Genomic DNA, 26,015 nt, shown 5'->3' on the forward strand with positions numbered 1-26,015 from the left:
TAAAAGATTTTTGTTTTAAATATATAAAACTCTAACTTTGCAAGTCTTAAAAAAAGAAGAGAAAAGAAAAATTTATTATAGGTTTTTATAGTATAGCTAAGATGTACCTGGAAAAAGAAAAAAAAGCAGAGATTTTTGAAAAGTTCAGCTTCACAAAAGCAGCTGAAAATACTGGTTCTCCGGAGTCTCAGATAGCTTTGTTTACTCATAGAATTAGTCATTTAACAGAGCATTTAAAGCAGAACAAGAAAGATACCTCTACAAGAAGAGGCTTGTTGCAATTGGTAGGTAAAAGAAGAAAACTTCTTAATTACCTTCAAAAGAAAGATATTACTCGTTACAGAAGTATTATTAAGGAATTGGGCATAAGAAAGTAATGGTAGGATTAAAGCCCCAAATATTTACATTACCATTCACACCTACAGTTATTCGTTCACTGAAGCGATAAGATGTATTTCAAATAGGGAATTCACTCAGAATTCCCTATTTGTATATTAAAAAAGAAGTAAAGAAGAAGAAAGCGGCAATGATAATTTTTTTAAAACTATCTCTCCCTAACTAATTTTTCAGATAGTAACATAAATCTCATCACACTCTTCGATCTTCTGAAATGAAATCGAATTTTTGCAATAGCGTAATTTTGATATGAAAGCAATAGAACAAAAAATATCTTTAGCAGATGGTAGAGAAATTACCATCGAAACAGGAAAGTTAGCCCGTCAGGCTGATGGTTCAGTAGTTGTAAGAATGGGTAATACCATGATATTAGCTACAGCAGTTTCATTAAAAGAAGCTAAAGAAGGAATAGACTTTTTACCCCTTTCTGTAGACTATCAGGAAAAATTTGCTTCAGCAGGAAAGATTCCTGGTGGCTTTTTAAAGAGAGAAGGAAAATTAAGTGATCACGAAGTATTGGTTTCTCGTTTAGTTGATAGAGCTATTCGTCCACTTTTCCCTGATGATTACGGATTCGAAACACAGGTAAACATTTACCTGATCTCAGCTGATGCTGATGCACTCCCTGATAGTTTGGCTGCCCTGGCTGCTTCTGCTGCATTAACCGTTTCTGATATTAACTTTAATGGTCCTATTTCTGAAGCAAGAGTTATAAAAGTAGGTGAGGATTATATAATTAACCCAACTCCAGCTCAAATTGAAAATGCTGAGCTTAACTTAATTGTTGCGGCTTCTATCGAAAATATTATGATGGTAGAAGGTGAGATGAAAGAAGTATCTGAAGATGATATGCTTGGTGCTTTAAAAGCAGCTCACGAAGCGATTAAAGATCAGTGTAAAGCACAGCTTGAGTTAATGGAAAAAGCTGGCAAGTCTGAAAAGAGAGAATTTGCAGGCTTTGACGAAGACGAAGACTTGAAAAAATTAATCTTTGACGCAGTATATGATAAATTCTATACAGTTGCTTCTTCAGGTATTGCAAATAAAAATAAAAGAAAAGAGGGTTTTTCTGAAATCACAAACGAATTCCTTGATTCTCTACCAGAAGATCACGAATACGACGAATTTAAGATTAAAAGATATTTGAAGAAAGCACAGAAGAAAGCTGCTCGTAGCGCTGTACTTGATACAAATAAAAGACTTGATGGAAGAGATTTAGAAGAGGTAAGACCAATTTGGAGTGAAGTAAACTATCTGCCATCTGCACACGGTTCAGCAGTTTTTACTCGTGGAGAAACTCAATCATTAACTTCTGTTACACTAGGTACTAAGCTAGACGAGCAGATGATTGATGGCGCTATGCATCAAGGTTATAATAAATTTATTCTTCACTACAACTTTCCAGCATTTTCAACTGGTGAGGTAAGACCAAACAGAGGTCCGGGTAGAAGAGAAGTTGGTCACGGTAACTTGGCATTTAGAGCTTTATCAGAAGTTATTCCTCCTGATGTTGATAATCCATATACTATTCGTGTAGTTTCAGATATTTTAGAGTCAAATGGTTCTTCTTCAATGGCAACTGTTTGTGCTGGTTCATTAGCATTGATGGATGCAGGTATCAAAATTAAAGCACCTGTTTCTGGTATTGCAATGGGTATGATCTCTGATCCTGAAACTGGTAAATACGCAATCCTTTCTGATATTCTTGGTGATGAAGATCATTTAGGAGATATGGACTTTAAAGTAACAGGTACTGCAAATGGTATTACTGCTTGCCAGATGGATATTAAAGTAGATGGTCTTTCTTATGATGTTTTAAAAGAAGCTTTAGAACAAGCTAATAGAGGACGTTTACATATTCTTGGTGAAATGAATAAGACACTTGCTGCACCAAGAGAAGATTATAAACCACACGCTCCAAGATCTATTACTATTAAGATTGAGAAAGAAATGATCGGTGCTGTAATTGGTCCTGGTGGTAAAATAATTCAAGAAATCCAGAAAGAAACTGGTTCTACTATCATTATTGAAGAAGTTGATAACAAAGGTGTTGTAAATGTTTTTGCTAACGACCAGAAATCTACGGATGCTGCGCTAGCTAGAATTAAAGCAATTATAGCAGTTCCTGAAGTTGGAGAAGTATATGATGGTGTTGTAAAATCTATTATGCCATTTGGTGCATTTATAGAATTTATGAAAGGAAAAGAAGGTTTACTTCATATATCAGAAATTACTTGGGAAAGACTTGAGAGTATGGATGGAGTGCTAGAGGAAGGTGAAGAAGTAAAAATAAAACTGATAGATGTTGATAAGAAGAGCGGTAAGTTTAGGTTGTCGAGGAAGGTCTTACTTCCAAAGCCTGAAGGTTATCAATCTAGACCAAAAGGAAACGATAGAACTGATAATAAGAGAAAGCCTAGATAAGGCTTTCTTTTTTTCTTTATAGCTATTTAAAAAAATATACCCAAAAACTTGCAAAATCGGTTATAAATCACAAAAATTATATTGAATAAGTCTTGCATATAAAAAATTGGGCTCTAGTAAATATAATTTAACTGATACTACTGATGAGACAACTCAAGATCAGTAAGCAGATCACTAACCGGGAAAGTCAATCACTTGATAAGTACTTGCAGGAAATCGGTAGGGTAGAGTTATTGACTGCCGAACAGGAAGTTGATTTGGCAAAAAAAATTAAAGATGGCGATCCTCTCGCTTTGGAAAAATTAACCAAAGCTAATCTTCGTTTTGTGGTTTCTGTAGCTAAGCAGTATCAAAATCAAGGTTTAACACTAGGAGATCTAATTAACGAAGGCAATCTTGGACTAATAAAAGCTGCCAAGCGATTCGATGAAACTCGAGGTTTTAAATTTATCTCTTATGCTGTTTGGTGGATCCGTCAATCTATTTTGCAGGCATTGGCAGAGCAGTCTAGAATTGTAAGACTTCCCCTTAATAGAGTGGGCTCACTCAATAAAATCTCTAAAACCTTCTCAGACTTAGAACAACGTTTCGAAAGAGAGCCATCTCCAGATGAATTGGCAGAAGTATTAGAGCTGCCTCTTAATGAAGTGGTAGATACCATTAAGATTTCTGGTAGGCATATTTCTATGGATGCACCATTTTCCGAAGGGGAAGAAAACAGCCTGTACGATGTATTGGAGAATGAAACTGAAGGTGTTCCAGATGCCACCTTAATGAATGAGAGCTTAAGAAAAGAAGTACAACATGCTCTTGCTAGTCTTAATCAGCGTGAGGCAGATGTAATTTGTTTGTATTTTGGTTTAAATGGCAAACAAACGATGACCTTAGAAGAGATAGGAGAGTATTTTGGGCTTACTAGAGAAAGAGTAAGGCAGATTAAAGAGAAAGCCATCAAAAGGTTAAGACATAGCTCTAAGAGTACTCCTTTAAAGCCTTACCTCGGTTAATAACTTCCTCTCAATATTATTTTTTTCTTACTAAAGTTTGAAAGGTGAAAGCATAGTTGTGCTTTTCATCCTTTTCATGTTTTTCTGTATTGGTAACTTCCCAATCATTTTTATTGATTTCTGGAAAAAAGGCATCTCCATCAATTTCAGTGTGAACCAAGGTAAGGTAAAGTTTATCTGCTTTATCTAAAGCTGATTCGTAAATACTTGCTCCTCCAATAATAAAAGCTTCGTCTTCATTAATTGATTTTGCATGTGCTAATGCTTCTTCAATAGAGTTGGTTACTACACATCCTTCTATTTCGAGGTTTTTCTGGGTAGTAATTACAATGTTGGTTCGCTTAGGAAGTGGTTTTCCGATTGAATCATAGGTTTTTCTTCCCATAATGATGCAATGACCACTCGTAATCTTTTTAAAGAGTTTTAGGTCTGCAGGAAGCCTCCATGGTAGATCATTATCTTTACCAATGGTTCTATTCTCAGCAGTTGCTACGATAAAAGATACTATCATTAATTTTCTTTTTCTAAATGTTGAATTACTTATAGCTTATAGCCTCTTAAGAAAGCATCTACAGGCATTTTTTTCTTGCCAGCAGGTTGTAGTTCTACAATGCTGATGTAAGAGTCTGCTGTTTTTAAATAAAGAAATGTTTTTTGATCGGTAAGAATCTCCTCACCATTATTCTCAGGAATACTTACTGGAATGGCTGATGTAAACACTTTACAAGTTTTTCCAAGCTTATCTGTCCATGCTGCTGGGTAGGGAGATAAACCTCTTACAAAATTGTATATTTCAACAGTGGTTTTAGAAAAGTCTATTTTACAATTGTCTCTAAATATTTTTGGAGCAGGTTTTAATTCTTGTGAATTGTCTTGTGGAGTAAGGGTAAAAGATTCTGTTTCTATCTGTTGCACTGTTTTAAGCACGAGACCGGCACCTTTGTTCATTAAGCGCTCATAAAGTGTTCCGGCTGTATCGTCTTCTGAAATCGGCTCTTTCTCCTGTAAAATAAGATCGCCAGTATCAATTTTCTTTTTTAAAAAGAATGTAGTTAGCCCAGATTCTTTTTCGCCATTAATTACAGCCCAGTTAATTGGTGCAGCTCCTCTGTATTGAGGTAGTAAAGATCCATGTAAATTAAAAGTGCCATATTCAGGAAAAGACCAAATCATTTCTGGTAACATTCTGAAAGCCACTACAATTATTAGATTTGTGTTGAGGTCTTTGAGTTGTTGTAAGAATACTTCGTCTTTTAATTTTTCTGGTTGTAATACAGGGATGTTATGTTTTAGTGCAGATTCTTTTACAGGAGAATATTGCATTTTAAGGCCTCTTCCTGCTGGTTTATCGGGAGCAGTAACTACTCCAACGATATTATAATTGGTTTCAATAAGTTTTTCCAACGAGGGAACTGCAAACTCAGGTGTTCCCATAAATACTATGTTCAAATTCCGCTTCATCTTTAATTCTCGTTTACAAATTTTCTTAAAACCATATCTTTCTGCACATCTCTTATTTTACCATTATCGCAATATAAAACCCTTGAAGGAAACCTGCGCAGGAAACTGTGATGGTGAGTAGCCATTATCACTGCTGTACCAGTTTTATTTATTTCGATAAATAAATCGAGTATCTCATCTGCTACGGTAGGGTCTAAGTTACCGGTTGGTTCATCTGCCAAAACAATTAAAGGATGATTAACCAATGCTCTGGCTATAGCAACTCTTTGTTGTTCACCTCCCGAAAGTTGATGTGGCATTTTTTTCTGTATACCATCGAGACCTACATTACCCAGTACCTCGGCAATTCTGTTTTTCATTAAGGTTTTGTCGTTCCAGCCGGTGGCTTTCATTACAAAATAAAGGTTTTGCTCAACAGATCTGTCGGTAAAAAGCTCAAAGTCTTGAAAAATAATTCCCAGTTTTCGTCTAAGAAATGGGATGTCTTTTTGATTGGGTGAATCTACTTGAAAGCCAGCAACTTGTATTTTGCCTTTGCCAGCTTCCAAATCGGCATATAAAGTGCGTAATAGCGATGATTTACCACTGCCAGTTTTTCCAATGAGGTATACAAACTCTCCATTTCTAATTTTGAAATTAAGGTCTTCCAAAATCGGCGTTTGGTTTTGCATCACCACTGTATCATTCACACTTATGATTATATCTGCCTCCATTGTATTTTTTAGTTTTGAGAAATTAGAGTTCTAACTTCTGCAATTTGCCAAATGGAATGGTATTGATTAACTCTCTTAGTTCATCTTCTTTACCTTCTAAGCCGTATTTTTCCAGCTTTTTTAATGGCCTGTCTGCTCTGAAATAGGCGATTAAAACAAAATTCTCATCTCTGAGCTGTATGTAATCAGGAATTTTAGCCTTTCCTTTAACTTTAATGATGTACATATTTTTTATCGATTGAGTGCTTACATCAGACAGTGCATCCTGTATTTCAGAATTTTTCATATACAAAGCTCATAAAAAAGAAAAACCCCACAAATTATTTGTGAGGTTCTTTTTTATTTTGATAAGTGATTAACTAAAGTTTTTAGCATCGCTTAAGAATTTCTCAAGACCGATATCAGTTAATGGGTGCTTAAGTAATCCAAGAATTGCACTTAAAGGACAAGTTGCAACATCAGCACCAGACTCAGCAGCCTGTACGATGTGAAGTGGTCCTCTGATAGAAGCTGCTAATACTTGAGTATCAAAGCTGAAAGTTTCGTAGATATCAACGATTTGAGCGATTAGATCCATACCTTCGAAAGAGATATCGTCTAATCTACCGATGAAAGGAGAAACGTAAGTAGCACCCGCTTTTGCAGCTAGAATTGCTTGTCCAGCAGAGAATACAAGTGTACAATTAGTTCTAATTCCTTTATCAGAAAAATACTTAATTGCTTTTATACCATCTTTAATCATAGGAACTTTTACAACTATGCGATCATCGATAGCTGCAAGTTCTTCTCCTTCTTTAATAATTTCTTCGTAGGTTGTAGCGATTACCTCAGCACTCACGTCAGCATCTACGATTTCGCAAATAGTTTTATAGTGTTTGAAAATATTTTCTTTTCCCTTAACACCAGACTTTGCCATTAAGGAAGGGTTTGTCGTCACACCATCAAGTACACCAAATTCTTTGGCTTCTTTTATTTCGTCAAGATTTGCAGTATCAATAAAAAATTTCATTGTCAATTAAAATTTATGTTTATTAAAACGGCTTTAAATATACAGCCTGTAAGGGTGATTACCCAATTCAATTCTGAAGTATTTTATGATTTAACAGAATTGTCATGGTGGGTGTTTAAAAAAAAGGAGGAATAAAAAATGGCAAGTCGAGTATCGCACCGCTACGACCACTTACCCTTGCTTCCTTCCGGACCTGGGGGATTCGCAGGAGCTGGTCGTACTGACTTGCCGGTGCAAAGCTAATAGATTTGTCTTTTTATTTCCAAATATTTTAGAAAAGGATTTTAAAAATAAGTGCGAAGGTAGACTAGGAGAGAATACTATATTTAGGCTGTTTTATGCAATTTTCGGCTTTTAGATACTTGTAGGCTGTATTTTAATTGTGGTTTATCGCCTGAAAAAAGATTGAAAAAAAATAAAAAAAACTTAACCTTTAGTTTAAATTGTAACTAAAAAGTTAAGTTTTTTTGAATACTGCTAACAAAATCTGCTACCTCATTCTTTTTCTTTTGATTAAATAGGGTAGTAATATTTGATCTATACTTTTGGCAACATCGGCTTCAATAAAATCAATTTTATATTGACCGCACTTCATTTTGATGTCTTTGTATCTTTTTTCGATCTGTTCCTGATATATTTTTTTTACTTGAGAAGGTTGGGCTTTTTCTCTTTGACCAGTTTCTAGATCAATAAAAATAGTTGGCCTTTCAGGAAAATTAAAATCAAGCTCAGTTCTTTTATCATAAACATGAAAAATCAATATCTCATGGTTGTTGTGCTTGAGATGTTGCAAGGCTGAGAATATTTCATCATGTTTATCTGAATTATCCATCATATCACTAAAAAGTACTACCAAAGAGCGTTTGTGAATTCTTTTAGCTACTTGGTGTATTACATCTGCTACCGAAGTTTTGTGTTGCTCTGGTTTGTCTTCCAACATGTTTTGCAACATTAGAAACAAGTTGTGAATGTGTGTGGCAGTTGATCTTACTTGTGTAAAAAGCTCAACTTCTTCGTGAAAAGTACACAACCCGACAGCATCTCTTTGTTTTTGAAGCATGTAAGACAAACAGGCTGCTGCCATTATACTAAATCGGATTTTAGCCTGAGAGTCAGTAGGGTAGTACATGGATGATGATTTATCAATCAAAAGCATACAGCGTAGGTTGGTTTCTTCCTCGTATCGCTTTGTGTAAAGCCTGTCTGTACGTGCAAAAACTTTCCAGTCTATATGTTTGGTGCTTTCTCCTGTATTGTAAAGATTATGCTCGGCAAACTCTACTGAAAAGCCATGATATGGCGATTTATGAAGACCTGTAATAAAGCCTTCTACCATTTGTTTGGCTAGTAGCTCAATGTTGCCGTATTCTTTTACTTTTGATAAATCCATAAAGTTGAAAAAATAACTGTTGCGTTGATGGAGAATTAAAAAACTGGTTTAATTGATTCTGAAATTGCCTGCTTCAATTTTACAGGTGGTTTTTTACAAAAGCACTTGGAAAACCCTTCCTTTTGGTAATAGTAATATTTTCTTTTGCTTCGTCTTGGTTAGCCCAAGCTCCATATAAAACTCTATAAGAAGGCTGTTGGTTCGTCCATCCAGACTGAATGTAAATGCCTTTTAATCCTAGATTACTTGCTTCTTCGGCTACTTTAATCGCTTGGTCAATCTCAGAGTATGAGCCTAATTGTAAACCATAACCTTTAGGTTTTACAGGTGTACCCCATACATTATAAGTTCCTGTTTTTGAAAATCTTTGATTTAAAGGCACATTGTTGCTTGCAGTTACAGCTTTATCATTTTTATCTTTTCCTTTATTACTGCTTGAATTCGCGTTGGCTTTTGCCTTATTGTTATCCTTTTTAGTTGCTACCGCTTTTTCTTCGGGCTTAGTTTCTGCTTTAGCTTTTACATCTTTATTTTTTTCTGTAGCAGCAACCTCTACCTTTTGAGTATCAGGCTTTTTGGTATCAGTATTCTTTTTGGTTTCTTTATCTTTTTCGTCACCTGCTGATTTTGCATTTGCGAGTGTCTCATTATCTTTTGCTGTATCTGGCTTTTTATTTTCTGTAAGACTTTCGTTATCTCCTAATTTTAATATCTCCAGTTCCACTTCTAAAACTCCTGTTTTCTCCATATTAAGTTTTAAGGCAGCTTTTTTAGAAATATCCAGAATCCTATTTTTAGTAAAAGGTCCACGGTCGTTTATTCTTAGAGTAACCCACTTATCAGGTGAATTAACATTGGTAACTTTAATAATGCTGTTGAAAGGTATAGAAGGGTGGGCGGCAGTCATGCTGAACATGTCGTATTTTTCGCCATTTGCAGTTGTTTTGCCATGCAGTTTTTCTCCGTAGTAAGAAGCTTTTCCTTTTTCTTTATAACCTACTTTGTATTCTTTCTCCTGTGCAAAGGATGTGGTGGCTATTATGCCTAGAATAATGCTTAATATGATAGAATTGAGTATAGTTTTCATGTATATAATGTTTTTAGAATATTGATTAATTATTGTTTTTAGCCTCAATGTGTTTTCTTAAAAAAGGTTCTAGGTCTTTACTTTTAATAAATTCCATTAAAGGCTCTGCTGCTTCTTTGCTTACAAAATCGCCAATTAGCACGCGATAAGATTTTTGTCCATTGCTCCAACCTGCTTGTATCGATACCATTTTAAATTGAAGCTTTTCAAACTCTAAGGCTTTTTCTACCGCATTTAACTGATCGGTATAAGATGCTACTTGAATACCAAATCCGTCGAGGTTTAGAACATTGCCACTCAAATCGTAAGTGTTTACAGGTTGTATAATCTCAGAAAGCATTTTGATTCTATTGGCAACTATTTCTTCAGCAGAAAGAGTTACTTGCTTTTGCTCTACAATTTTTTCTTCAGTTACAGGAATTTCTGTTTCTGTATTTGCAGTAAGCACATTTTCTATTGGATTGCTTGTGTCGATTACTTCAAGTTTTACATCAGCAGATTTTTGTTCGATAATCTCTAATGTTTGGGCAGCTTTTAGAGAAAGTTTGATTATGGTTTCGTTGCTCAAGTCTTCTGCAGAAGGTCTATCGTTTATTCTAACCATCACAATTTTGCCATTATCCAGATTGGTTACTTTTACTACACTGTTTAACTGAATATTAGGGTGAGATGCAACCAAATCATTCATATTATATTCTTCTCCTGTTACAGTTACTTTACCGTTTCTATCTGCCGGATAAAAGCCTGCTTTACCTCTTTGTACAAAACCTACTTCGTCTATTTCCATAGAAGCTGTGCTAGCTTGAATATTATTATTTTCTGTAAGTGCACTAGTTTCTGGGAAGTTTTGAATATTTCTGGTTTTATTCTCTGCAGCTGGAGGATTATATGGTTGTGTTTCAGGTAGTGAGTTATAATTATTAGTTTGCTGCTGGTTATTTTGGGTTTGTGCAACAGCTTGATAATTGATGTTTTCACCATTGTTGGCAGTAACTTCATTCATTGAAACTGCTGGCGCATTGTAATCTATCCCATTATTGTTTTGGGTTGAAGCAGTTGTATTATTGTTAGAAGGAAGCATGATTGCATCATCTCCTAAGATTTCTAATTGTACTTCTGCAACTCCTTGCTTTATTAAATCTATTTGTTCGGCAGCAGCCCTGGAAATATCTAGCATTTTGCCAGGTTGAAAAGGGCCACGATCGTTTACCTTTACATTAACTGATTTGTTGTTGCCAAGATTGGTAACTTTTATAATGGTACCAAAAGGAAGTGTTTTATGTGCAGTGGTAAAGGCATTTTTATCATACAATTCACCACTTGCTGTTGGCCTACCATGCAGCTTATCTGCGTAATATGCAGCTTTTCCTGTCTCTTTATAGCCAATATCATACTGGGCAAGCAATGGTCCTGCATTTAATATGATTACAAAAAATATAAAGTTTCTTAAAGAATTTAGTTTAGGTATCATCTGTTAAAAAATGTGCTACTCAAAAAAATCAGACAAGTATATTTACAATATAAATGTTTTAAACGAAAAAAACGTAAAACAATATTACGAATTATCTAAAAAAATATGCATTTTATGAGGTAATATAGATGATTTACTTTCATGCATAAAAAAGTGAAATCAACTTAAATAAGTGTTTTTAATATAAAATCGCCACTATTTAAATAATGAACTAAATAGGCTATTTGTTATTTAACATGTGAGATTTCACAAAAATGCCCTTATAGTGGTTTTTTATGTAGCTTTCTACTTCTTTGGCATCTTCTTTTTTATCAAAATCTCCCAGAATTACTCTGTAAATTTTGTTCTTGTTTGCCCAGCCAGATTGGATAAAAATATTTTTAAATTGGAGTTGCTCTAATCTTTCAGCTTTTTCCATAGCGGTTTTAATTTCGTTAAAAGAGCCAATCTGTATACCCCAACCTTTTGGTGAAACTGTTTGCCCACTTAAAGTATAAGTATGAACTGGCGCAAATATTTTTTCGAGCTTATCTAACGATAAGTCTTTAGATACAGCAATGGATGTCGGGAATTTGCTTGTAGTAGTAGTAACAGGTGTGGTGTTTTGTATTACTTGATTGTTTTGAGCAACAAGACTGTTATAAGAATTATCTCTAAAGTTGTTGTTGGCAATAATTTCTATACGCACTTTGGTTGTTGGTTTGCCAACCATATCTAATTTTTTAGCGGCAGCTAGTGTGAGGTCGAGAATTCGAGAGTTGGTATATGGTCTGTCATTTATTCTAACATAAACTTCTTTGTTGTTATCCAGATTGGTTACTTTCACTAGCGAATTAAAAGCAATGTATTGATGTGCTCCTTCAAGTGCATACATACTATACCGTTCACCACTTCGGGTGTATGCTCCATTTCTGTTATCTGGATAGTAAGATGCATTACCTTCTTGAGTATACCCAATTTTAGAAATTGCTTGAGAAAAAGCAAATTCAGATGTAAGAATACATACTCCTAAAAAGATAAATTTACAGAAAAAACTAGCTGTTTGAATGATGTTTTTTTTAAAAGACACGGCAATGTAATTAAAATTGATGACCTCCAACTTAGAAAAATGATGAGTTTATATAAGTTTTTTTCAAATTAATGTTGAAAAATTACATTTTTAAAGTATTATTTTTGACCTTTATCACAAATGAATAGGTTAACTTGGTGATGAAAAAATCACATATGTCAAAGTATTTCTTGGTTTTGTTGAGAAATTTTCATCATTATTGACCGGAGGATAACTTTTTCTTAAAAGATTTTTTTTATTTTAAGGAATTCTAAATTCAAATTAGTTTTTTTAAAATTAATAAATATTATAATTTTACGACGGTTTAATATTAACTTACTAGGACAGTGGACGATAACAAAGGTACAGGAAAAGAAGAAATCTATTCCAAAAGAGTAAGGGCTGGTAAAAGAACGTATTTTTTCGACATTAAGGCAACTCGTTCGAATGATTACTATCTCACGATTACTGAAAGTAAGAAACGTTACAAAGAAGATGGGTTTTACTATGAGAAACACAAAATCTTCTTATACAAAGAAGATTTCAGTAAATTCTCTGGTGCACTCAACGAATGTATCGATCATGTAAAAGAAGAATTAATGCCTGATTTTGATTTCACTCAGTTTGAGTCTAATGATGACGAGAGTGATGACAGCATGACAAGTGATTTGAAGTGGGATTAAATTTGGCAAGAACAATACATGAGCTCTTGTTGTTGTAAGCAAGGGCTTTTTTTGTATTAATTCATAATTTTTAAAATGAAGTTGCCAATTAGACTATCAGTAGTTTATCTACTTTTAATCTTTGTAGCACTGGTATCGCTTTCTTATATATTCACAGAGATTGTGGTGTATATAGCTTTGGCTATAGTTTTATCAGCGTTATTAAGAACTCCTACTAATTACATCAGCCAGTTTCAGATATACGGGTTAAAAGTACCCCGTATTATTGCTACGCTTATTGCCTTTTCCTTAATTTTTGGACTGGTATCATTATTCATTTATTTATTTGTTCCCTTAGTTTCTACGCAGATTCAGGTGATTACTGCAATGGATTTTGATAACTGGCTTAGCAATATTATTGAGCCTTTAAACTGGGTAGAAGACTTCTTATTAGAGCACAATTTACTTTTCTTTAGCGAAGGTGTATTAGAAAAAAATGTTAGATCGGGCGTCTCTGGCTTTTTCTCTGAGTTCGAAGTTTCAATGCTTCTAAGAGATATTTTTGCATTTACAGGAACCTTTCTGGTTGGTTTTTTAGCTGTATTATTCATTACTTTCTTTATTCTATACGAGAAGGGATTGTTTCGTAGAAGATTAATCTCTTTAATTCCCAATCAGTATTTTGAAGTATCTATAGCTGCACTGAGCAAAATTGAAAAGTTACTCTCCAATTATTTATTAGGGTTACTACTTCAAATGGTTTCTATATTCTCTATAGCATCTTTTGGTTTGCTAATAGTGGGAGTAGAGTATGCGGTAACTATTGCAGTTTTTGCGGCAGTAGCTAACCTAATTCCTTATTTAGGGCCAATATTAGGAGCTACATTTGGTTTGCTTGTAGGTTTAACTACCAATACAAACCTTGCAGAATCTCAAGATTATATTATTCTAATATCGAAGATTTTGGCAGTTTTTGGAGTGGTTCAACTTACAGATAATATTTTCCTTCAACCTATTATTTTCTCTAAAAGTGTAAAAGCGCACCCGCTAGAAATATTTTTAATTGTTTTTGTGGGGGCAAATCTTGGTGGTACTATCGGAATGATTGTAGCAATTCCTTTTTACACTATTCTAAAAGTTACTTTTGTCGAATTCTACAAGGGGTATCAACAATATCAGATATTTAGAAAATAAAAAATCCCGGAGAGTAAATCCGGGATTCGTCCAGCTATGGATTTTAAGGAATTGGTTTTTATTTGTATCTAAATAATGTTTCGATGTCTGAGTATAGCTTCTCTTCTTTTACATAAGTTTTGTTTTCCTGATCAGCTATAGCCAGTTTTCCAATCAAATCATCTTCAATTATGATGATTTGTTCTCTGGATGTTTTGCTATCAAAGTAAAGTAGACTAATATTAATTTTATATCCTTTCCACAGGTACTCTCGAACTGTGTTATCACTTATATTGTACTTGTTCTTTTCAGGCTTGCCAAATTTATTGATAAGACTCTTATACAAATCTCCTTTAGTACTGATGTCTTCAGTATTAAAGTGGAATTTGATTCTGTAAAGTCTGTCTTCAAAAAAACTTAGTTCTGGGGCGTTGCTAAAATTTGAATTTAGAAATGATACAAAGTTATCGTCTTTTGCTTTAAAAAAAGAGCAGTTGTTTTTTGTATCCTCTAATTGAATTTTTTTAAAGTTTGTTAGGCTTAAACCAATTGGATTATCACTATATTCATCAGGAGTGATATAATCTTTCTTTTCTAGCAAGTATTGTGTTTCTTCTGATTGGGTTGTTTCTGCAAATATGTAAAGAGGGTCTGTATTATTAACCGCATTAAAGCTTTCACTTTTTATTTGCCCAAACAATGGTAAAGAAATCAATACTGATGTTACAAGTAAAGGAATTCTCATAATGTTGTTTGTTAGTTCACTTGTAACTAATGCAATTAATTAGCCTTTCTTTTTTGATGTTCAAAAAGCTATGTTCTTTGTAAATTTAGAATTAGGAGAGTATGTATTTTTTGAATATAAAAATATCAAAAATGAAATATTCTATACACTAGCTGGGGTTGTAGTGTATAGAATATAAATATATAATGCGTATTGAAAGTAATGATTTAGAGCTTTTTTTGAGCAAATTTCCTAATAAAATATTGCTGTCCAAATAATAAAAAATGTACACATCATACTATCTTACTTTTGTAAGAAATAGGAGGTAGCTCAAAAATTTATGCATTTAATAAATGTTAATAATTGAATAATTACTTAGCATTTATGCTTCTATGAAGCTAGATATTCTTCAACTGCATCTTTCAACATAGTAAAAGTATTTTGTAAGAGCTCTTCATCTTCTTCTAGTAAGGTAACTCTAAAGCCCTGTAAGTTAGAAGCAAAAGAAGAAATAGGTACAGCACAAATACCTTTAGCTGCTAATAAATAATAGATAAACCTTTTATCATTTGGCATGTCATCAGTAATCCACTCATCTTCAACCATCTTTTTAACCTCCGGATGATCTATTTTGAGAGTCTGCTTATTGTGAAGTACTCCATCATTAAAAATGATCGTATTATAGAAAGCTCCAAAAGTTTCATTAAAAGTAAGTCCCGGAACTGATTTTAATATGTCAGTAATAATTTTACTTCTTTGACCAATTTTTTTGTTGGTTTGCTCTCTGTAACTTTTATATTCTGGATGGCTGAACACATGAGGAATAGCCAATTGAGGTAATTTGGTAGAACATACCTCAATCATTTTTGCATTATCAAGTGTTTGGCATAAACTATTAAATTCAGGATCTTTATCCCTGTTGTAATATTCAATCCAGCCACAACGAGAGCCAGGCCAAGGCAATTCTTTAGAAATACCTTTCATGGCAATACCCGGTACATCTCCAATAATAGTAGAAAGTGGATGTGCTTGTGCACCATTATAAGTTATGTTGGTATATATCTCGTCACTCACCAAAAATAGATCAAACTCTTTGGCAATTTCTACAATACGCTCCAACACTTCTAGTGGATAAACCATACCTGTTGGGTTATCCGGATTAATAATAAGAATGCTAACTATGTTTGGGTTATACTTTACTTTAAGGTAAAGCTCATCCAAATCTGGATACCAATTATTTTCAGGGTTTAATCTGTAAGTAATCGGGTTATGATTAGCATGGGCTGCCTCGGCAGAAGAATGAGTCGAATAGGCAGGTGATGGTCCTATTACCCTTGATGTAGGGATAATGTATTGATATAATTTGGCTATGGCATCTCCTAGTCCATTAAAGAATAAGATATCGTCTGCAGTGATCTGTACACCACCGAGTTGATTTGTCATCTCGGCAAGATACTCTCTAGTATTATAAACACCTTTAGAATGGCAGTAACCATATGTATCATTATCTTTTAAAAGATTGATTACAATGTTTTTCATCCAAAGAGGTACCTGATTGTGTTTTTGAATCGGATCACCAATATTCTCCCAATATATGTGTTTGCCATATTTTTGAAGTTGCTCAGCTTTCTTCACAATTCCTCGAATTTCATAGCTAAGCTCACTTGCGCCATCACCAATTAGTCGTTGTCTCATGTCATAGAAATTTGATGTAAATTTTATAAATATTTCAACAAAATATTCATATGGTGAGTATTTTCTTTACACTTTCTGACCATAACATCAAATATCTCAATTTGTGTTCAATCTAAAATCCTGTTAAAAATTGCTGTAAATTCAGTATATAATTAGCTAGTCTTATTAAAAAAGTGCAATTAACTGAGTCTAATTATCGGATTTTAGAAATTGGTAAAAAGTTCTAAAATCAATTGATAAGGATATTCCAAAATCTCAGTAATCGATTACGGAAGTAATATTTTTTGATTCTGATTTGATTTAAGAGTGCAATTAAGTATAATAAAGACTAATCCAACTTACTCGCAAAGAGTTATTAGAAAAATGCAGAATCAAAACCTGTTTGATGGGCTTCTGATTTAAAAAGTAAATATGGAAAAATTTGAGTTGAATTGGATAGATGCTTCCATTATGGTAGTGTATGCCATTGCAATGGTTTGGTACGGTTTATCCAAAGCTAAACAACAAAGCTCTGAAGATTATTTTTTAGCAGGTCGTGATATGACTTGGCCAATAGTCGGAATATCATTATTTGCAGCCAATATTTCTAGCAGTACTTTAATAGGTTTAACCTCAGATGCTTACAACACTAATATTGCTGTTTATAATTATGAGTGGATGGCAGCAGTGGTGTTAATCTTCTTTTCCATTTTCTTTCTACCATTTTACCTTAGGTCGGGAGTTTACACCATGCCCGAATTTTTAGAGCGCAGATACGATAGCCGGTCAAGATATTATTTCTCCTTTATTACACTTATTGGAAATGTAGTAATAGATACAGCAGCAGGATTATATGCAGGAAATCTTATTTTAAAAATAATTTTTCCAGAACTCGATACTTGGATAATTATTTCACTTCTGGCATTTGCTGCTGCTGCTTATACGATTCCCGGAGGTTTGTCTTCTGTGGTGCATACAGAAGTAATTCAGGCGATTTTATTGATTATGGGTTCTATCGTACTCACTTGGTTTACATTTTCAGAAGTAGGAGGTTGGGATGGTTTAATTGCAGGTTTGCAGGATAAATTCAACAATGGTGAAATTCAAAAAACACCCGATGAAGTATTCAGTTTAGTAAGACCTCTTAATGATTCCTATATGCCTTGGACGGGTTTAGTCTTTGGTGTACCCATTCTCGGTTTTTATTTCTGGGCGAATAATCAGTTTATGGTGCAGCGAGTTTTGAGCGCCAAAAATTTAAATCAAGGAAGGTGGGGAGCCTTATTTGCCGGATTACTAAAACTACCAGTAATTTTTATAATGGTATTACCGGGAACTGCTGCTATACTTTTATACTCAGAGTTAGATTTATCAGTATTGAACTATGCAATCCCTTTAGAAAATGGAGGCACAGGAATCTGTAGCAGTTTAAAAGATTGTCCTAACATGACGTATCCAGTATTGCTTTTTAGCTTGCTACCAACTGGCTTACTGGGTTTGGTACTTGCAGGTTTATTGGCTGCTATGTCGTCTAGTATCAGTGCAACACTCAATTCTGCATCAACCCTTATTACTATGGATTTTGTAAATAAAATCAATCCAAATTTAGAAAGTAAGCAATTGGTAAAAGTTGGGCAAATTGCCACTGTGGTTTTGGTGATTCTGGCAGCAGTATGGACACCACAAATCGAAAAATTTGGTTCCTTATTCGAATACCTTCAAATAGTATTAGGTTTAATATGTCCACCAGTGGTAGCTGTTTTTATATTGGGCTTATTCTGGAAAAGGGCGAATGCCAATGGCGCTTTTTACAGTTTATTAGTAGGTTTTATACTGGCCTTATTCATGATCATTTCTCAAATCGGTGGCCTTATTCCTGAATTAAACGAAATCCATTTTTTACACAAAGCACCAATCCTTTTACTGGTTTGTTTGCTTTTACATGTGGTTTTCAGTCTGGCTTCGGCAAAACCTCCTGCAGAAAAAGTAAAAGACTATACATACAGTATGACAATTTTTAAAGAAGAAACTAAGGAGTTGGCGACATTGCCATGGTATCAAAACTTTAGGTATTTGGCTGTAATTCTTTTAGTAATAACAATCATAATAGTGGGCGCTTTTTGGTAGAATTCAAAGTGTTTTTTAATAGATAAATTTTTCGCAATCAAGCAAAACCAATAATTAGCATGAGCAATAAATATATAATAGCTATGGATCAAGGCACAACCAGTTCCAGAGCTGTTTTATTCGATGAAAATGGAAAGATAAAGGGCATCACCCAAAAAGAATTTACACAGTACTTTCCCAAGTCTGGTTGGGTAGAACACGACCCGGTAGAGATATGGGAGAGCCAGCTTAAAGTATTGAAAGATTTAGTTACTACTAATAAAGTTAAACTGGACGAAATCCTCGCCATAGGCATTACAAATCAGAGAGAAACCACTTTAGTTTGGGACAAAAGTACAGGAGAACCGATTTACAATGCGATAGTTTGGCAAGATAAAAGAACCGCAAATATTTGTGAGCGACTAAAGAAAAAGGGCTTATCAGAGTATGTTAACCAGCATACAGGTTTACTCATAGACTCTTATTTTTCAGCTACTAAAATTATGTGGATGCTGGAAAATGTAGAAGGAGCGAGAGAAAAAGCTGAGAAAGGAGAGTTGGCTTTTGGTACAGTGGATTCATGGTTAATCTGGAAAGCCTCTAAAGGTAAGACACATGTTACCGATATGACGAATGCCAGTAGAACCATGCTGTATAATATAAAGGATTTGAAGTGGGATGAACATCTGTTAGAAGAACTAGGGATTCCATCATCTATGTTACCAGAAGTTCTACCATCGGCAAGCCATTTTTGCGATATTGAGCTTTTTGGTAAAAGTATACCAATAACAGGAATTGCAGGTGACCAGCAAGCAGCTTTATTTGGACAGGCCTGTTTTGAACCAGGAACCGCAAAAAATACTTATGGAACTGGCTGTTTCATGTTGATGAATACTGGCAAGGAATTACATTTCTCAGAAAATGGTTTGCTCACCACTATTGCATGGGGTTTAGAGGGGGAAGTACTTTATGCTTTAGAAGGAAGTATTTTTGTGGCAGGTGCAGCGGTTCAGTGGTTGCGTGATGGCTTAAAAATAATTAATACAGCAGCAGATTCGGCCTATTTTGCAGAGCAAGCCGGACCAGATAACGATGTGGTGGTTGTGCCTGCATTTGCAGGTTTAGGTGCTCCTTATTGGGATATGTATGCCAGAGGTGCCATTTTTGGTTTGAGTCGCGGAACAGGGCAAGAGCATATAGTAAAAGCTACTTTGCAGTCATTGGCTTACCAAACTAGAGATGTGCTCGAAGCAATGGAAGAAGATTCTGGTTTAGATTTAAAAACTTTAAAAGTAGATGGGGGAGCAACTGCTAATAACTTTTTAATGCAGTTTCAGGCAGATATTTTGGGAGTGGAAGTAGAAAGACCAGAAGTGATTGAATCTACTGCAATGGGTGCTGCTTTTCTAGCGGGAATTCAAATTGGCGTATGGAAAAAAGAAGATATTTTGAACATGCGAAAGCTTGATAAGTTGTTTAAAGCTAATATGGATGTAGAAAAAAGAGATTCACTTTATAAAAAATGGCAAAAAGCAGTAAAAAGAACCATGAAATGGCTAGATGACGACGATCTTGAATAATTGAACCATTACTTGTGCTTACTTCTTTGCTAATAAATACAAGTTCAATTTTTACTATAAATAATAAAATTCTATCAATCTGAATTCTTTATGAATTTTTTATCAAATCTTAATAGACAAGCAATTCTGGACTCTGCAGCTGAGAATAAATTTGATATACTGGTAATTGGAGGAGGAATAACCGGTGCAGGTATAGCATTAGACGCTACTTCAAGAGGATTCAGAACTTTGTTAATCGAGAAAGGAGATTTTGCAGGAGGTACTTCTAGTCGTTCAACAAAGTTAATTCATGGAGGTCTACGTTATCTTAAGCAATTTGAGATAGCTTTAGTAAGAGAAGTTGGCCGCGAAAGAGCCATTGTTCACAATTTGGCTCCGCATCTGGTAACCGCAGAAAAGATGTTGCTGCCATTAACTAAAGATGGTACTTTTGGTAAGTTGAGTACTTCTTTTGGTTTGTTTGTATACGATGTACTTGCAGGTGTAGAGAAACCAGACCAACGGGTAATGCTTACAGAAGAGGAGGCTCTGGAAAAAGAACCACTAATGGAAAAGCCGGATCTTATTGGAGCCGGCTATTATGCAGAATATAGAACAGACGACGCCAGACTTACTATTGAGGTAATTAAAACGGCAGTAAAGAATAATGCTGTTTGTTTAAATTATACAGAAGGCATAGATTTTATCTACAAAGGAGGTAAAGTAAAAGGTGTTAAATGTAAAGACTATATCGGAGGAAAAATTTACGATATAAAAGCTAAATATGTGATAAATGCTGCCGGGCCATGGGTCGATCAACTAAGAAGTAAAAATAAATCTTTAAAAGGGAAGAGACTACATCTTACTAAAGGAGTTCACCTAGTAGTTCCTCATGAGAAATTTCCAATTAAGCAAGCTGTCTATTTCGATGTACCAGATGGCAGGATGATTTTTGCAATTCCGAGAAATAAAATTACTTATATCGGTACAACAGACACCAATTACAAAGGCGATATCGATAAAGTACTTACAGAAACACACGATGCCGAGTATTTGATTGATGCTACTAATAACTCTTTCCCTTCTGTGAATTTAAAGGTTGAAGATATTATTTCTAGCTGGGCTGGTTTACGACCACTTATTCATGAAGACGGCAAGTCTGCTTCTGAGCTTTCCAGAAAAGATGAGATTTTTAAATCAGATTCTGGTTTACTTTCTATTGCTGGTGGTAAGCTTACAGGTTATCGTAAAATGGCTGAAAGGATTATCGATTTAATCGTAAAAAAACGAGGAGATAAAGCCGACAAGCTAAAGACTAAAAAATGTTTTACAGATACTATTGTGTTGGAAGGTGGACATTTTGAAAATGCCGAAGCCGTAGAAACCTACAAGCAAACGCTCTATGAAAAAGTAAAAGAGTCTAAGCTCACTTATTACGATGTAGATTCTTTAGTGAGAAACTTCGGTAGCCAATCGGAGATAATTGTTGATAAGTACTTTCAGTTTCTAGAAGAAGATAAGGAACAGCCACTAGTTGCATTAGGTAGGGCAGAGTTGTGGTTTGGTGTTGAAAATGAGCTTATCGTTACAGCATCTGACTACTTTATAAGAAGAACAGGTAGGTTGTATTTTGATGTAGAAACAGTGATGCCACTTTCAGAAAAAATTATTCTAGACCTCGCCAGTTATTTTAACTGGGACGAAGCAAGAATTAAGCAAGAGACAGAAGATATTAAGCAGTATGTATACGAAGCTGCCGATATTTTTAAATGATATTACGGACTCATTTAGCGAAAAACTCTTTCAAAAGGCATTATTATTTTGAAAGAGTTTTTTTTATTCCTTAAAATCTCCTCAATCTGCCACATCTATTTCAAAAAAAGCAATACAATTAGATTTAAGCACCTATAAGCTTAGCATTGTTTGTATTAATTTGCTTAAATTTAAAATTAAGCTTAGTGGAAAATTTTACTTTACGGATATCTCGATCCTGTATACAAAGTTTTAAATAATAAACGCCCCTAATTTTATGCAAACAGCTAGAAGAAATTTTCTGAGACAATCATTAAAAGCTACTGCTGCTGTACCTGTTTTAGGTTTATCTTTTTTTGAAGATATTCAAGCAGCTACTCTTCAAATTAAAGGTAAAAGTGATTTGCAAGTTGCCAGTGATGAAAGCTTTTGGTATCAGGTACAAAAATCGTTTACAGTGTCTCCTCATTTTATCAATTTAGAAAACGGGTATTTCACACTTGCTGCTGATGAAGTAATAGAAGCACAGATAAAGAATATCAGAATGATAAATGAGCAGCCATCTTGGTATATGCGTAAAATGCAATGGGATGATAGGTTAGCCATAAAAAAGAAAATAGCCGATTTTGCAGGCGTGAGTCACGAAGAAATTGCTTTACTCAGAAATACTACCGAAGCTTTAAATGTAGTAATTCAAGGTTTAGATATGAAGGCAGGAGATGAAGCGGTAATGACAAACCAAGATTATGGAAGTATGCTCGAAGCATTCCAACTAAAAGCTAAAAGATATGGCACAGTTAATAAAGAAATAGATTTGCCTTTACATCCAAAATCAGATCAAGAAATTGTAGATATATACGAAAAAGCCATTACTCCAAAAACTAAAGTAATTCTGGTTACACACTTAATTAATTTAAATGGGCATGTATTACCAGTGAGAAAAATTGCAGATATGGCTCATGGCAAAGGTGTGGAAGTTATTTCTGATTCTGCTCATGCATTTGCCCACGTAGATTTTAAAATTCCTGATTTGGATTGCGATTATTTAGGTACTAGTTTGCATAAATGGTTGGGAGCTTCGCTTGGCTTGGGAATGCTTTATGTAAAGAAAGACAAAATAGCGAACTTGTGGCCACTGCTTGGAGATACTGGAATGCCTGAAGATGATATCAGAAAGTTTGAACATATTGGTACACACGCTTGTTCTTCTGATCTGGCATTAGCTAATGCATTACGTTTCCATAACATAATTGGAAGTAGCCGTAAAGAGCAAAGGTTACGCTACTTAAAAAATTACTGGATGGAAAAAGTGACTGACTATCCAAACATTGTTTTAAATACTCCTAAGGAAGATCAACGCTCCTGCGCTATAGGAAATGTTGGAGTAGAAGGCATAGAACCAGCCAAGCTAGAAGAGGTACTTTACGATAAATATAAAATCTTTACAGTGGCTATTAACCATAAAGATATTAAAGGTGTAAGAGTAACCCCTCATTTGTATACAACTACCAAAGACCTTGATGTTTTTGTAAGTGCATTACAAGAAATTAGCAGCAGCATGTAGGTTTTTGTGTGAATTTTTTGGTGAAAATTTAAAATATAATTTTTTACCAATTCAAACATAAGCTTCAGAAAAGCTGTTAAATTTAGCGATCATTTTTTTGTGCGTTTAGAGCATATTATCAACAATTTAATAAATATTACAGACTCGCCGAATGGATACTAATCCCGAATTAACTAGACTACGTGAAAGTGTTAACAATGCAGGTTGGAAACGATGGGGACCTTATCTTTCTGAAAGACAATGGGGAACAGTAAGAGAAGATTATAGCAGAAATGGCGATGCCTGGAATTTCGTCTCGCATGAAGTCTCTCGAAGCAGGGCATATAGATGGGGAGAAGATGGCATAGCTGGCTTTTCTGATAACAAACAGATAATGTGTTTTGCTCTTTCTATGTGGAATGGAAAAGATGACATATTAAAAGAACGTCTTTTTGGGCTTAGCAATAATGAGGGAAACCATGGAGAAGATGCGAAGGAATTGTATTATTACCTTGATGGAACCCCTACAGCTTCGTATTTAAAAATGCTTTATAAGTATCCTCAAAAGAAATACCCTTATAACGAGCTCGTTGCTGAAAATCAGAAGAGAAGTAGACAGGAAAGAGAATATGAAATTACCGACACAGGTATCTTCGATAAGAATGAATATTTTGATGTTTTTGTAGAATATGCAAAATATGCAGAAGAAGATGTGTTGGTAAAAATAACAGCTTATAATCGAGGTAATAAAAAAGCTCCGCTTCATCTTTTACCAACCTTATGGTTTAGAAACACTTGGCGCTGGGGCTACGATGGCTACAGACCTACATTAAGAAAAACTCCTCAGAAAAGTAGGATTGATATAGATTATCAAGGTTTTCCGGGTTACCACTTAAGGTACGATGGAGATGCAACGCCGCTTTTTTGTGATAATGATACTAACAGGCAGTTGCTTTATAATCAACCGAACTTAGTAAAATATCCGAAAGATGGAATTAACGATTATGTAGTTTCTGGAGCAAAAGATACTATAAACCCCGATTTAGAAGGTACTAAATGTGCATTGCATTATAAGTTTGATATACCTCCAAGAAAAAGTGTAACTATAAAACTTCGTCTAAAAAACACACTTGCTTATGGCAGTTTTAATCAGTTCGAAGAAATATTCTCACAGAGGAAGAAAGAAGCTGATATTTTCTATAAAAGGCTTCAAAAAAACATTAAAAGTAATGAGCTAAAGAATATACAAAGGCAGGCTTATGCCGGTATGATTTGGAGTAAGCAATACTATAGTTATTCTGTAGATCAATGGCTTAAAGGTGATCCAGCTACAGGAAATCCTCCAAGAGAAAGACTAGGTGCAAGAAATGCAACTTGGCGACATCTATATAATAGCAATGTAATCTCGATGCCTGATAAGTGGGAGTACCCTTGGTATGCTGCTTGGGATTTAGCCTTCCATTGTATACCACTGGCGAGACTCGATCCTGCTTTTGCAAAGAGGCAACTCTTACTCATGCTGCGAGAGTATTATATGCATCCTAATGGGCAGATTCCAGCTTACGAGTGGAACTTTAGTGATGTAAACCCACCCGTACATGCATGGGGAGCTTGGAAAGTTTATCAGATTGAAAAGGAAATGACTGGCAAAGCAGATATAGATTTTCTAGCAACTGTTTTCCATAAGCTATTAATGAACTTTACTTGGTGGGTAAACCAAAAAGACTCCGAAGGCAACAACTTGTTTGAGGGTGGATTCCTCGGGCTTGATAATATCGGAGTGTTTGATAGAAGTAACTCACTACCAACTGGTGGTAGAATGGAGCAGGCAGATGGTACAGCTTGGATGGCTATGTATGCATTAAACATGCTAAGAATTGCACTGGAGATATCTCAAATTCGCCCACATTATCAGGAGATGGCTTCTAAATTCTTTGAGCACTTCTTAAGTATTTCTGCTGCTATGTTCAACATTGGTAAAGAACATGCAGATTTATGGGACGATGAAGATGAGTTTTATTATGATGTAATTCATCCTGAAAACTCACCAGCTGGCAGACTTAAAGTAAGATCTATTGTTGGTGTAATTCCATTGTTTGCTGTTGAAATCTTAAAGCCTGAGTATCTTAAAACGCTTCCAGATTTTACCCGAAGGTTACAATGGATTCTTAAAAACCGTCCAGACTTGGCGAGGTTAATTTCTAGGTGGTATGAGCATGGAAAAGGAGAAACCAGAATGCTTTCTTTAGTGAGGATTCACCGCCTAAAATGCATTTTAAAAAGGCTACTTGATGAAACAGAGTTTTTATCAGAATATGGTGTAAGAGCTTTATCTCGATATCATTTAGAAAATCCTTATAACTATGTGGTTAATGGAGAAACTTATTCGGTAGAATATGTTTCGGGTGAGTCAGATTCTTCTTTATTTGGAGGTAATTCCAATTGGCGAGGTCCTATTTGGTTTCCAATTAACTTTTTGTTGCTCGAATCTCTCCATAAATTCCATGAGTATTATGGTGACGATATTAAAATGGAATTTCCAACTGGATCAGGCAAAGAGTTAACTTTATCTCAAATTGCTAAAGAAATTGGTCTACGTTTAATTAAACTTTTTGAGCTTACAAAAGAAGGGACTCGTGTTTATCAGGATGAAAAATCTAAGTTGTGGAAATCTCCTTATTTTAAAAATCATATATTGTTTTATGAGTATTTTGATGGAGATTCTGGAAGAGGTTTAGGTGCTTCTCATCAAACTGGCTGGACTGGATTAATCGCAGAAATTATCAATTTATACGGAGAATAAATTATTCCTGTAG

The 26,015-nt window shown here is 34.7% G+C and carries 21 protein-coding genes; 10 read left to right on the forward strand and 11 right to left on the reverse strand.

Annotation, left to right across the window (positions count from 1 at the left end):
• Positions 1-101 precede the first annotated feature (101 nt).
• The 3 genes from rpsO to OQ292_RS14010 all read left to right on the forward strand — a co-directional run bounded on the left by rpsO (position 102) and on the right by OQ292_RS14010 (position 3,827).
• Positions 102-377 (forward strand): 30S ribosomal protein S15, encoded by a 276-nt coding sequence (rpsO, locus tag OQ292_RS14000; protein ID WP_284682760.1) that lies wholly within the window; start codon positions 102-104, stop codon positions 375-377.
• Between the two features lie 268 nt (positions 378-645).
• Entirely contained in the window at positions 646-2,820 is a 2,175-nt protein-coding gene (pnp, locus tag OQ292_RS14005) for a polyribonucleotide nucleotidyltransferase (protein ID WP_284682761.1), read from the forward strand.
• Between the two features lie 143 nt (positions 2,821-2,963).
• Positions 2,964-3,827: a sigma-70 family RNA polymerase sigma factor gene (locus OQ292_RS14010; RefSeq protein ID WP_284682762.1), complete on the forward strand. Its 864-nt coding sequence runs from the start codon at positions 2,964-2,966 to the stop codon at positions 3,825-3,827.
• A 16-nt stretch (positions 3,828-3,843) separates the two neighbouring features.
• On the opposite strand, the gene OQ292_RS14015 is transcribed toward OQ292_RS14010, so the two are convergent.
• The 9 genes from OQ292_RS14015 to OQ292_RS14055 form a co-directional block, all read right to left on the reverse strand.
• A complete protein-coding gene (locus OQ292_RS14015; RefSeq protein ID WP_284682763.1) occupies positions 3,844-4,338 on the reverse strand; it encodes a dihydrofolate reductase in 495 nt (164 codons plus the stop codon).
• Positions 4,339-4,367: 29 nt separating this feature from the next.
• Positions 4,368-5,288 carry a methionyl-tRNA formyltransferase gene (gene fmt / locus OQ292_RS14020; RefSeq protein ID WP_284682764.1) on the reverse strand — a complete coding sequence of 307 codons (921 nt, stop codon included), beginning with the start codon at positions 5,286-5,288 and terminating at the stop codon, positions 4,368-4,370.
• 2 nt (positions 5,289-5,290) lie between these two features.
• On the reverse strand, positions 5,291-6,001 hold the full coding sequence (locus tag OQ292_RS14025) for a cell division ATP-binding protein FtsE (protein ID WP_284682765.1): 711 nt from the start codon (positions 5,999-6,001) through the stop codon (positions 5,291-5,293).
• A gap of 22 nt (positions 6,002-6,023) precedes the next feature.
• Complete coding sequence (locus tag OQ292_RS14030; RefSeq protein ID WP_284686007.1) at positions 6,024-6,227, reverse strand: fructose-6-phosphate aldolase; 204 nt, start codon at positions 6,225-6,227, stop codon at positions 6,024-6,026.
• A gap of 129 nt (positions 6,228-6,356) precedes the next feature.
• Positions 6,357-7,010 carry a fructose-6-phosphate aldolase gene (fsa, locus tag OQ292_RS14035; protein WP_284682766.1) on the reverse strand — a complete coding sequence of 218 codons (654 nt, stop codon included), beginning with the start codon at positions 7,008-7,010 and terminating at the stop codon, positions 6,357-6,359.
• A 490-nt stretch (positions 7,011-7,500) separates the two neighbouring features.
• Entirely contained in the window at positions 7,501-8,400 is a 900-nt protein-coding gene (locus OQ292_RS14040; RefSeq protein ID WP_284682767.1) for a DUF58 domain-containing protein, read from the reverse strand.
• Between the two features lie 79 nt (positions 8,401-8,479).
• Positions 8,480-9,487, reverse strand: coding sequence for a septal ring lytic transglycosylase RlpA family protein (locus tag OQ292_RS14045; protein WP_284682768.1), 1,008 nt, complete (start codon positions 9,485-9,487; stop codon positions 8,480-8,482).
• A 25-nt stretch (positions 9,488-9,512) separates the two neighbouring features.
• On the reverse strand, positions 9,513-10,958 hold the full coding sequence (locus OQ292_RS14050) for a septal ring lytic transglycosylase RlpA family protein (RefSeq protein ID WP_284682769.1): 1,446 nt from the start codon (positions 10,956-10,958) through the stop codon (positions 9,513-9,515).
• 220 nt (positions 10,959-11,178) lie between these two features.
• Positions 11,179-12,027 (reverse strand): septal ring lytic transglycosylase RlpA family protein, encoded by an 849-nt coding sequence (locus tag OQ292_RS14055; protein ID WP_284682770.1) that lies wholly within the window; start codon positions 12,025-12,027, stop codon positions 11,179-11,181.
• Between the two features lie 326 nt (positions 12,028-12,353).
• Here OQ292_RS14055 and OQ292_RS14060 point away from each other — a divergent pair, with 326 nt between their 5' ends.
• Positions 12,354-12,689 (forward strand): DUF3276 family protein, encoded by a 336-nt coding sequence (locus OQ292_RS14060; protein WP_284682771.1) that lies wholly within the window; start codon positions 12,354-12,356, stop codon positions 12,687-12,689.
• A 75-nt stretch (positions 12,690-12,764) separates the two neighbouring features.
• Positions 12,765-13,862, forward strand: a complete 1,098-nt coding sequence (locus OQ292_RS14065; RefSeq protein ID WP_284682772.1) for an AI-2E family transporter — start codon at positions 12,765-12,767, stop codon at positions 13,860-13,862.
• A 58-nt stretch (positions 13,863-13,920) separates the two neighbouring features.
• Here OQ292_RS14065 and OQ292_RS14070 read toward each other — a convergent pair whose 3' ends face one another.
• Together OQ292_RS14070 and OQ292_RS14075 are read right to left on the reverse strand one after the other, a co-directional pair.
• Positions 13,921-14,586, reverse strand: a complete 666-nt coding sequence (locus OQ292_RS14070; protein WP_284682773.1) for a hypothetical protein — start codon at positions 14,584-14,586, stop codon at positions 13,921-13,923.
• A 369-nt stretch (positions 14,587-14,955) separates the two neighbouring features.
• The gene (locus OQ292_RS14075; protein WP_284682774.1) at positions 14,956-16,260 is read right to left on the reverse strand and encodes a pyridoxal phosphate-dependent aminotransferase; all 1,305 of its coding nucleotides are present in this window, start codon (positions 16,258-16,260) and stop codon (positions 14,956-14,958) included.
• Between the two features lie 411 nt (positions 16,261-16,671).
• On the opposite strand from OQ292_RS14075, the gene OQ292_RS14080 reads away from it, so the two are divergent.
• From OQ292_RS14080 to OQ292_RS14100, 5 genes are all read left to right on the forward strand, one after another.
• Positions 16,672-18,366 carry a sodium:solute symporter gene (locus OQ292_RS14080; protein WP_284682775.1) on the forward strand — a complete coding sequence of 565 codons (1,695 nt, stop codon included), beginning with the start codon at positions 16,672-16,674 and terminating at the stop codon, positions 18,364-18,366.
• 59 nt (positions 18,367-18,425) lie between these two features.
• Positions 18,426-19,925 (forward strand): glycerol kinase GlpK, encoded by a 1,500-nt coding sequence (glpK, locus tag OQ292_RS14085; protein ID WP_284682776.1) that lies wholly within the window; start codon positions 18,426-18,428, stop codon positions 19,923-19,925.
• 90 nt (positions 19,926-20,015) lie between these two features.
• On the forward strand, positions 20,016-21,677 hold the full coding sequence (locus OQ292_RS14090) for a glycerol-3-phosphate dehydrogenase/oxidase (protein ID WP_284682777.1): 1,662 nt from the start codon (positions 20,016-20,018) through the stop codon (positions 21,675-21,677).
• Positions 21,678-21,933: 256 nt separating this feature from the next.
• A complete protein-coding gene (locus tag OQ292_RS14095) occupies positions 21,934-23,220 on the forward strand; it encodes an aminotransferase class V-fold PLP-dependent enzyme (RefSeq protein WP_284682778.1) in 1,287 nt (428 codons plus the stop codon).
• A gap of 151 nt (positions 23,221-23,371) precedes the next feature.
• A complete protein-coding gene (locus OQ292_RS14100; RefSeq protein WP_284682779.1) occupies positions 23,372-26,002 on the forward strand; it encodes an MGH1-like glycoside hydrolase domain-containing protein in 2,631 nt (876 codons plus the stop codon).
• The last annotated feature ends 13 nt before the right edge of the window (positions 26,003-26,015 follow it).

The organism is Chondrinema litorale (assembly GCF_026250525.1).
Classification (GTDB): domain Bacteria; phylum Bacteroidota; class Bacteroidia; order Cytophagales; family Flammeovirgaceae; genus Chondrinema; species Chondrinema litorale.

Excerpts from the sequence above, each read along its gene's own strand:
- rpsO (WP_284682760.1), top strand. The coding sequence starts at position 102 with ATGTACCTGGAAAAAGAAAAAAAAGCAGAGATTTTTGAAAAGTTCAGC.
- pnp (WP_284682761.1), top strand. The coding sequence starts at position 646 with ATGAAAGCAATAGAACAAAAAATATCTTTAGCAGATGGTAGAGAAATT.
- OQ292_RS14010 (WP_284682762.1), top strand. The coding sequence starts at position 2,964 with ATGAGACAACTCAAGATCAGTAAGCAGATCACTAACCGGGAAAGTCAA.
- OQ292_RS14015 (WP_284682763.1), bottom strand. The coding sequence starts at position 4,338 with ATGATAGTATCTTTTATCGTAGCAACTGCTGAGAATAGAACCATTGGT.
- fmt (WP_284682764.1), bottom strand. The coding sequence starts at position 5,288 with ATGAAGCGGAATTTGAACATAGTATTTATGGGAACACCTGAGTTTGCA.
- OQ292_RS14025 (WP_284682765.1), bottom strand. The coding sequence starts at position 6,001 with ATGGAGGCAGATATAATCATAAGTGTGAATGATACAGTGGTGATGCAA.
- OQ292_RS14030 (WP_284686007.1), bottom strand. The coding sequence starts at position 6,227 with ATGTACATCATTAAAGTTAAAGGAAAGGCTAAAATTCCTGATTACATA.
- fsa (WP_284682766.1), bottom strand. The coding sequence starts at position 7,010 with ATGAAATTTTTTATTGATACTGCAAATCTTGACGAAATAAAAGAAGCC.
- OQ292_RS14040 (WP_284682767.1), bottom strand. The coding sequence starts at position 8,400 with ATGGATTTATCAAAAGTAAAAGAATACGGCAACATTGAGCTACTAGCC.
- OQ292_RS14045 (WP_284682768.1), bottom strand. The coding sequence starts at position 9,487 with ATGAAAACTATACTCAATTCTATCATATTAAGCATTATTCTAGGCATA.
- OQ292_RS14050 (WP_284682769.1), bottom strand. The coding sequence starts at position 10,958 with ATGATACCTAAACTAAATTCTTTAAGAAACTTTATATTTTTTGTAATC.
- OQ292_RS14065 (WP_284682772.1), top strand. The coding sequence starts at position 12,765 with ATGAAGTTGCCAATTAGACTATCAGTAGTTTATCTACTTTTAATCTTT.
- OQ292_RS14070 (WP_284682773.1), bottom strand. The coding sequence starts at position 14,586 with ATGAGAATTCCTTTACTTGTAACATCAGTATTGATTTCTTTACCATTG.
- OQ292_RS14075 (WP_284682774.1), bottom strand. The coding sequence starts at position 16,260 with ATGAGACAACGACTAATTGGTGATGGCGCAAGTGAGCTTAGCTATGAA.
- OQ292_RS14080 (WP_284682775.1), top strand. The coding sequence starts at position 16,672 with ATGGAAAAATTTGAGTTGAATTGGATAGATGCTTCCATTATGGTAGTG.
- glpK (WP_284682776.1), top strand. The coding sequence starts at position 18,426 with ATGAGCAATAAATATATAATAGCTATGGATCAAGGCACAACCAGTTCC.
- OQ292_RS14090 (WP_284682777.1), top strand. The coding sequence starts at position 20,016 with ATGAATTTTTTATCAAATCTTAATAGACAAGCAATTCTGGACTCTGCA.
- OQ292_RS14095 (WP_284682778.1), top strand. The coding sequence starts at position 21,934 with ATGCAAACAGCTAGAAGAAATTTTCTGAGACAATCATTAAAAGCTACT.
- OQ292_RS14100 (WP_284682779.1), top strand. The coding sequence starts at position 23,372 with ATGGATACTAATCCCGAATTAACTAGACTACGTGAAAGTGTTAACAAT.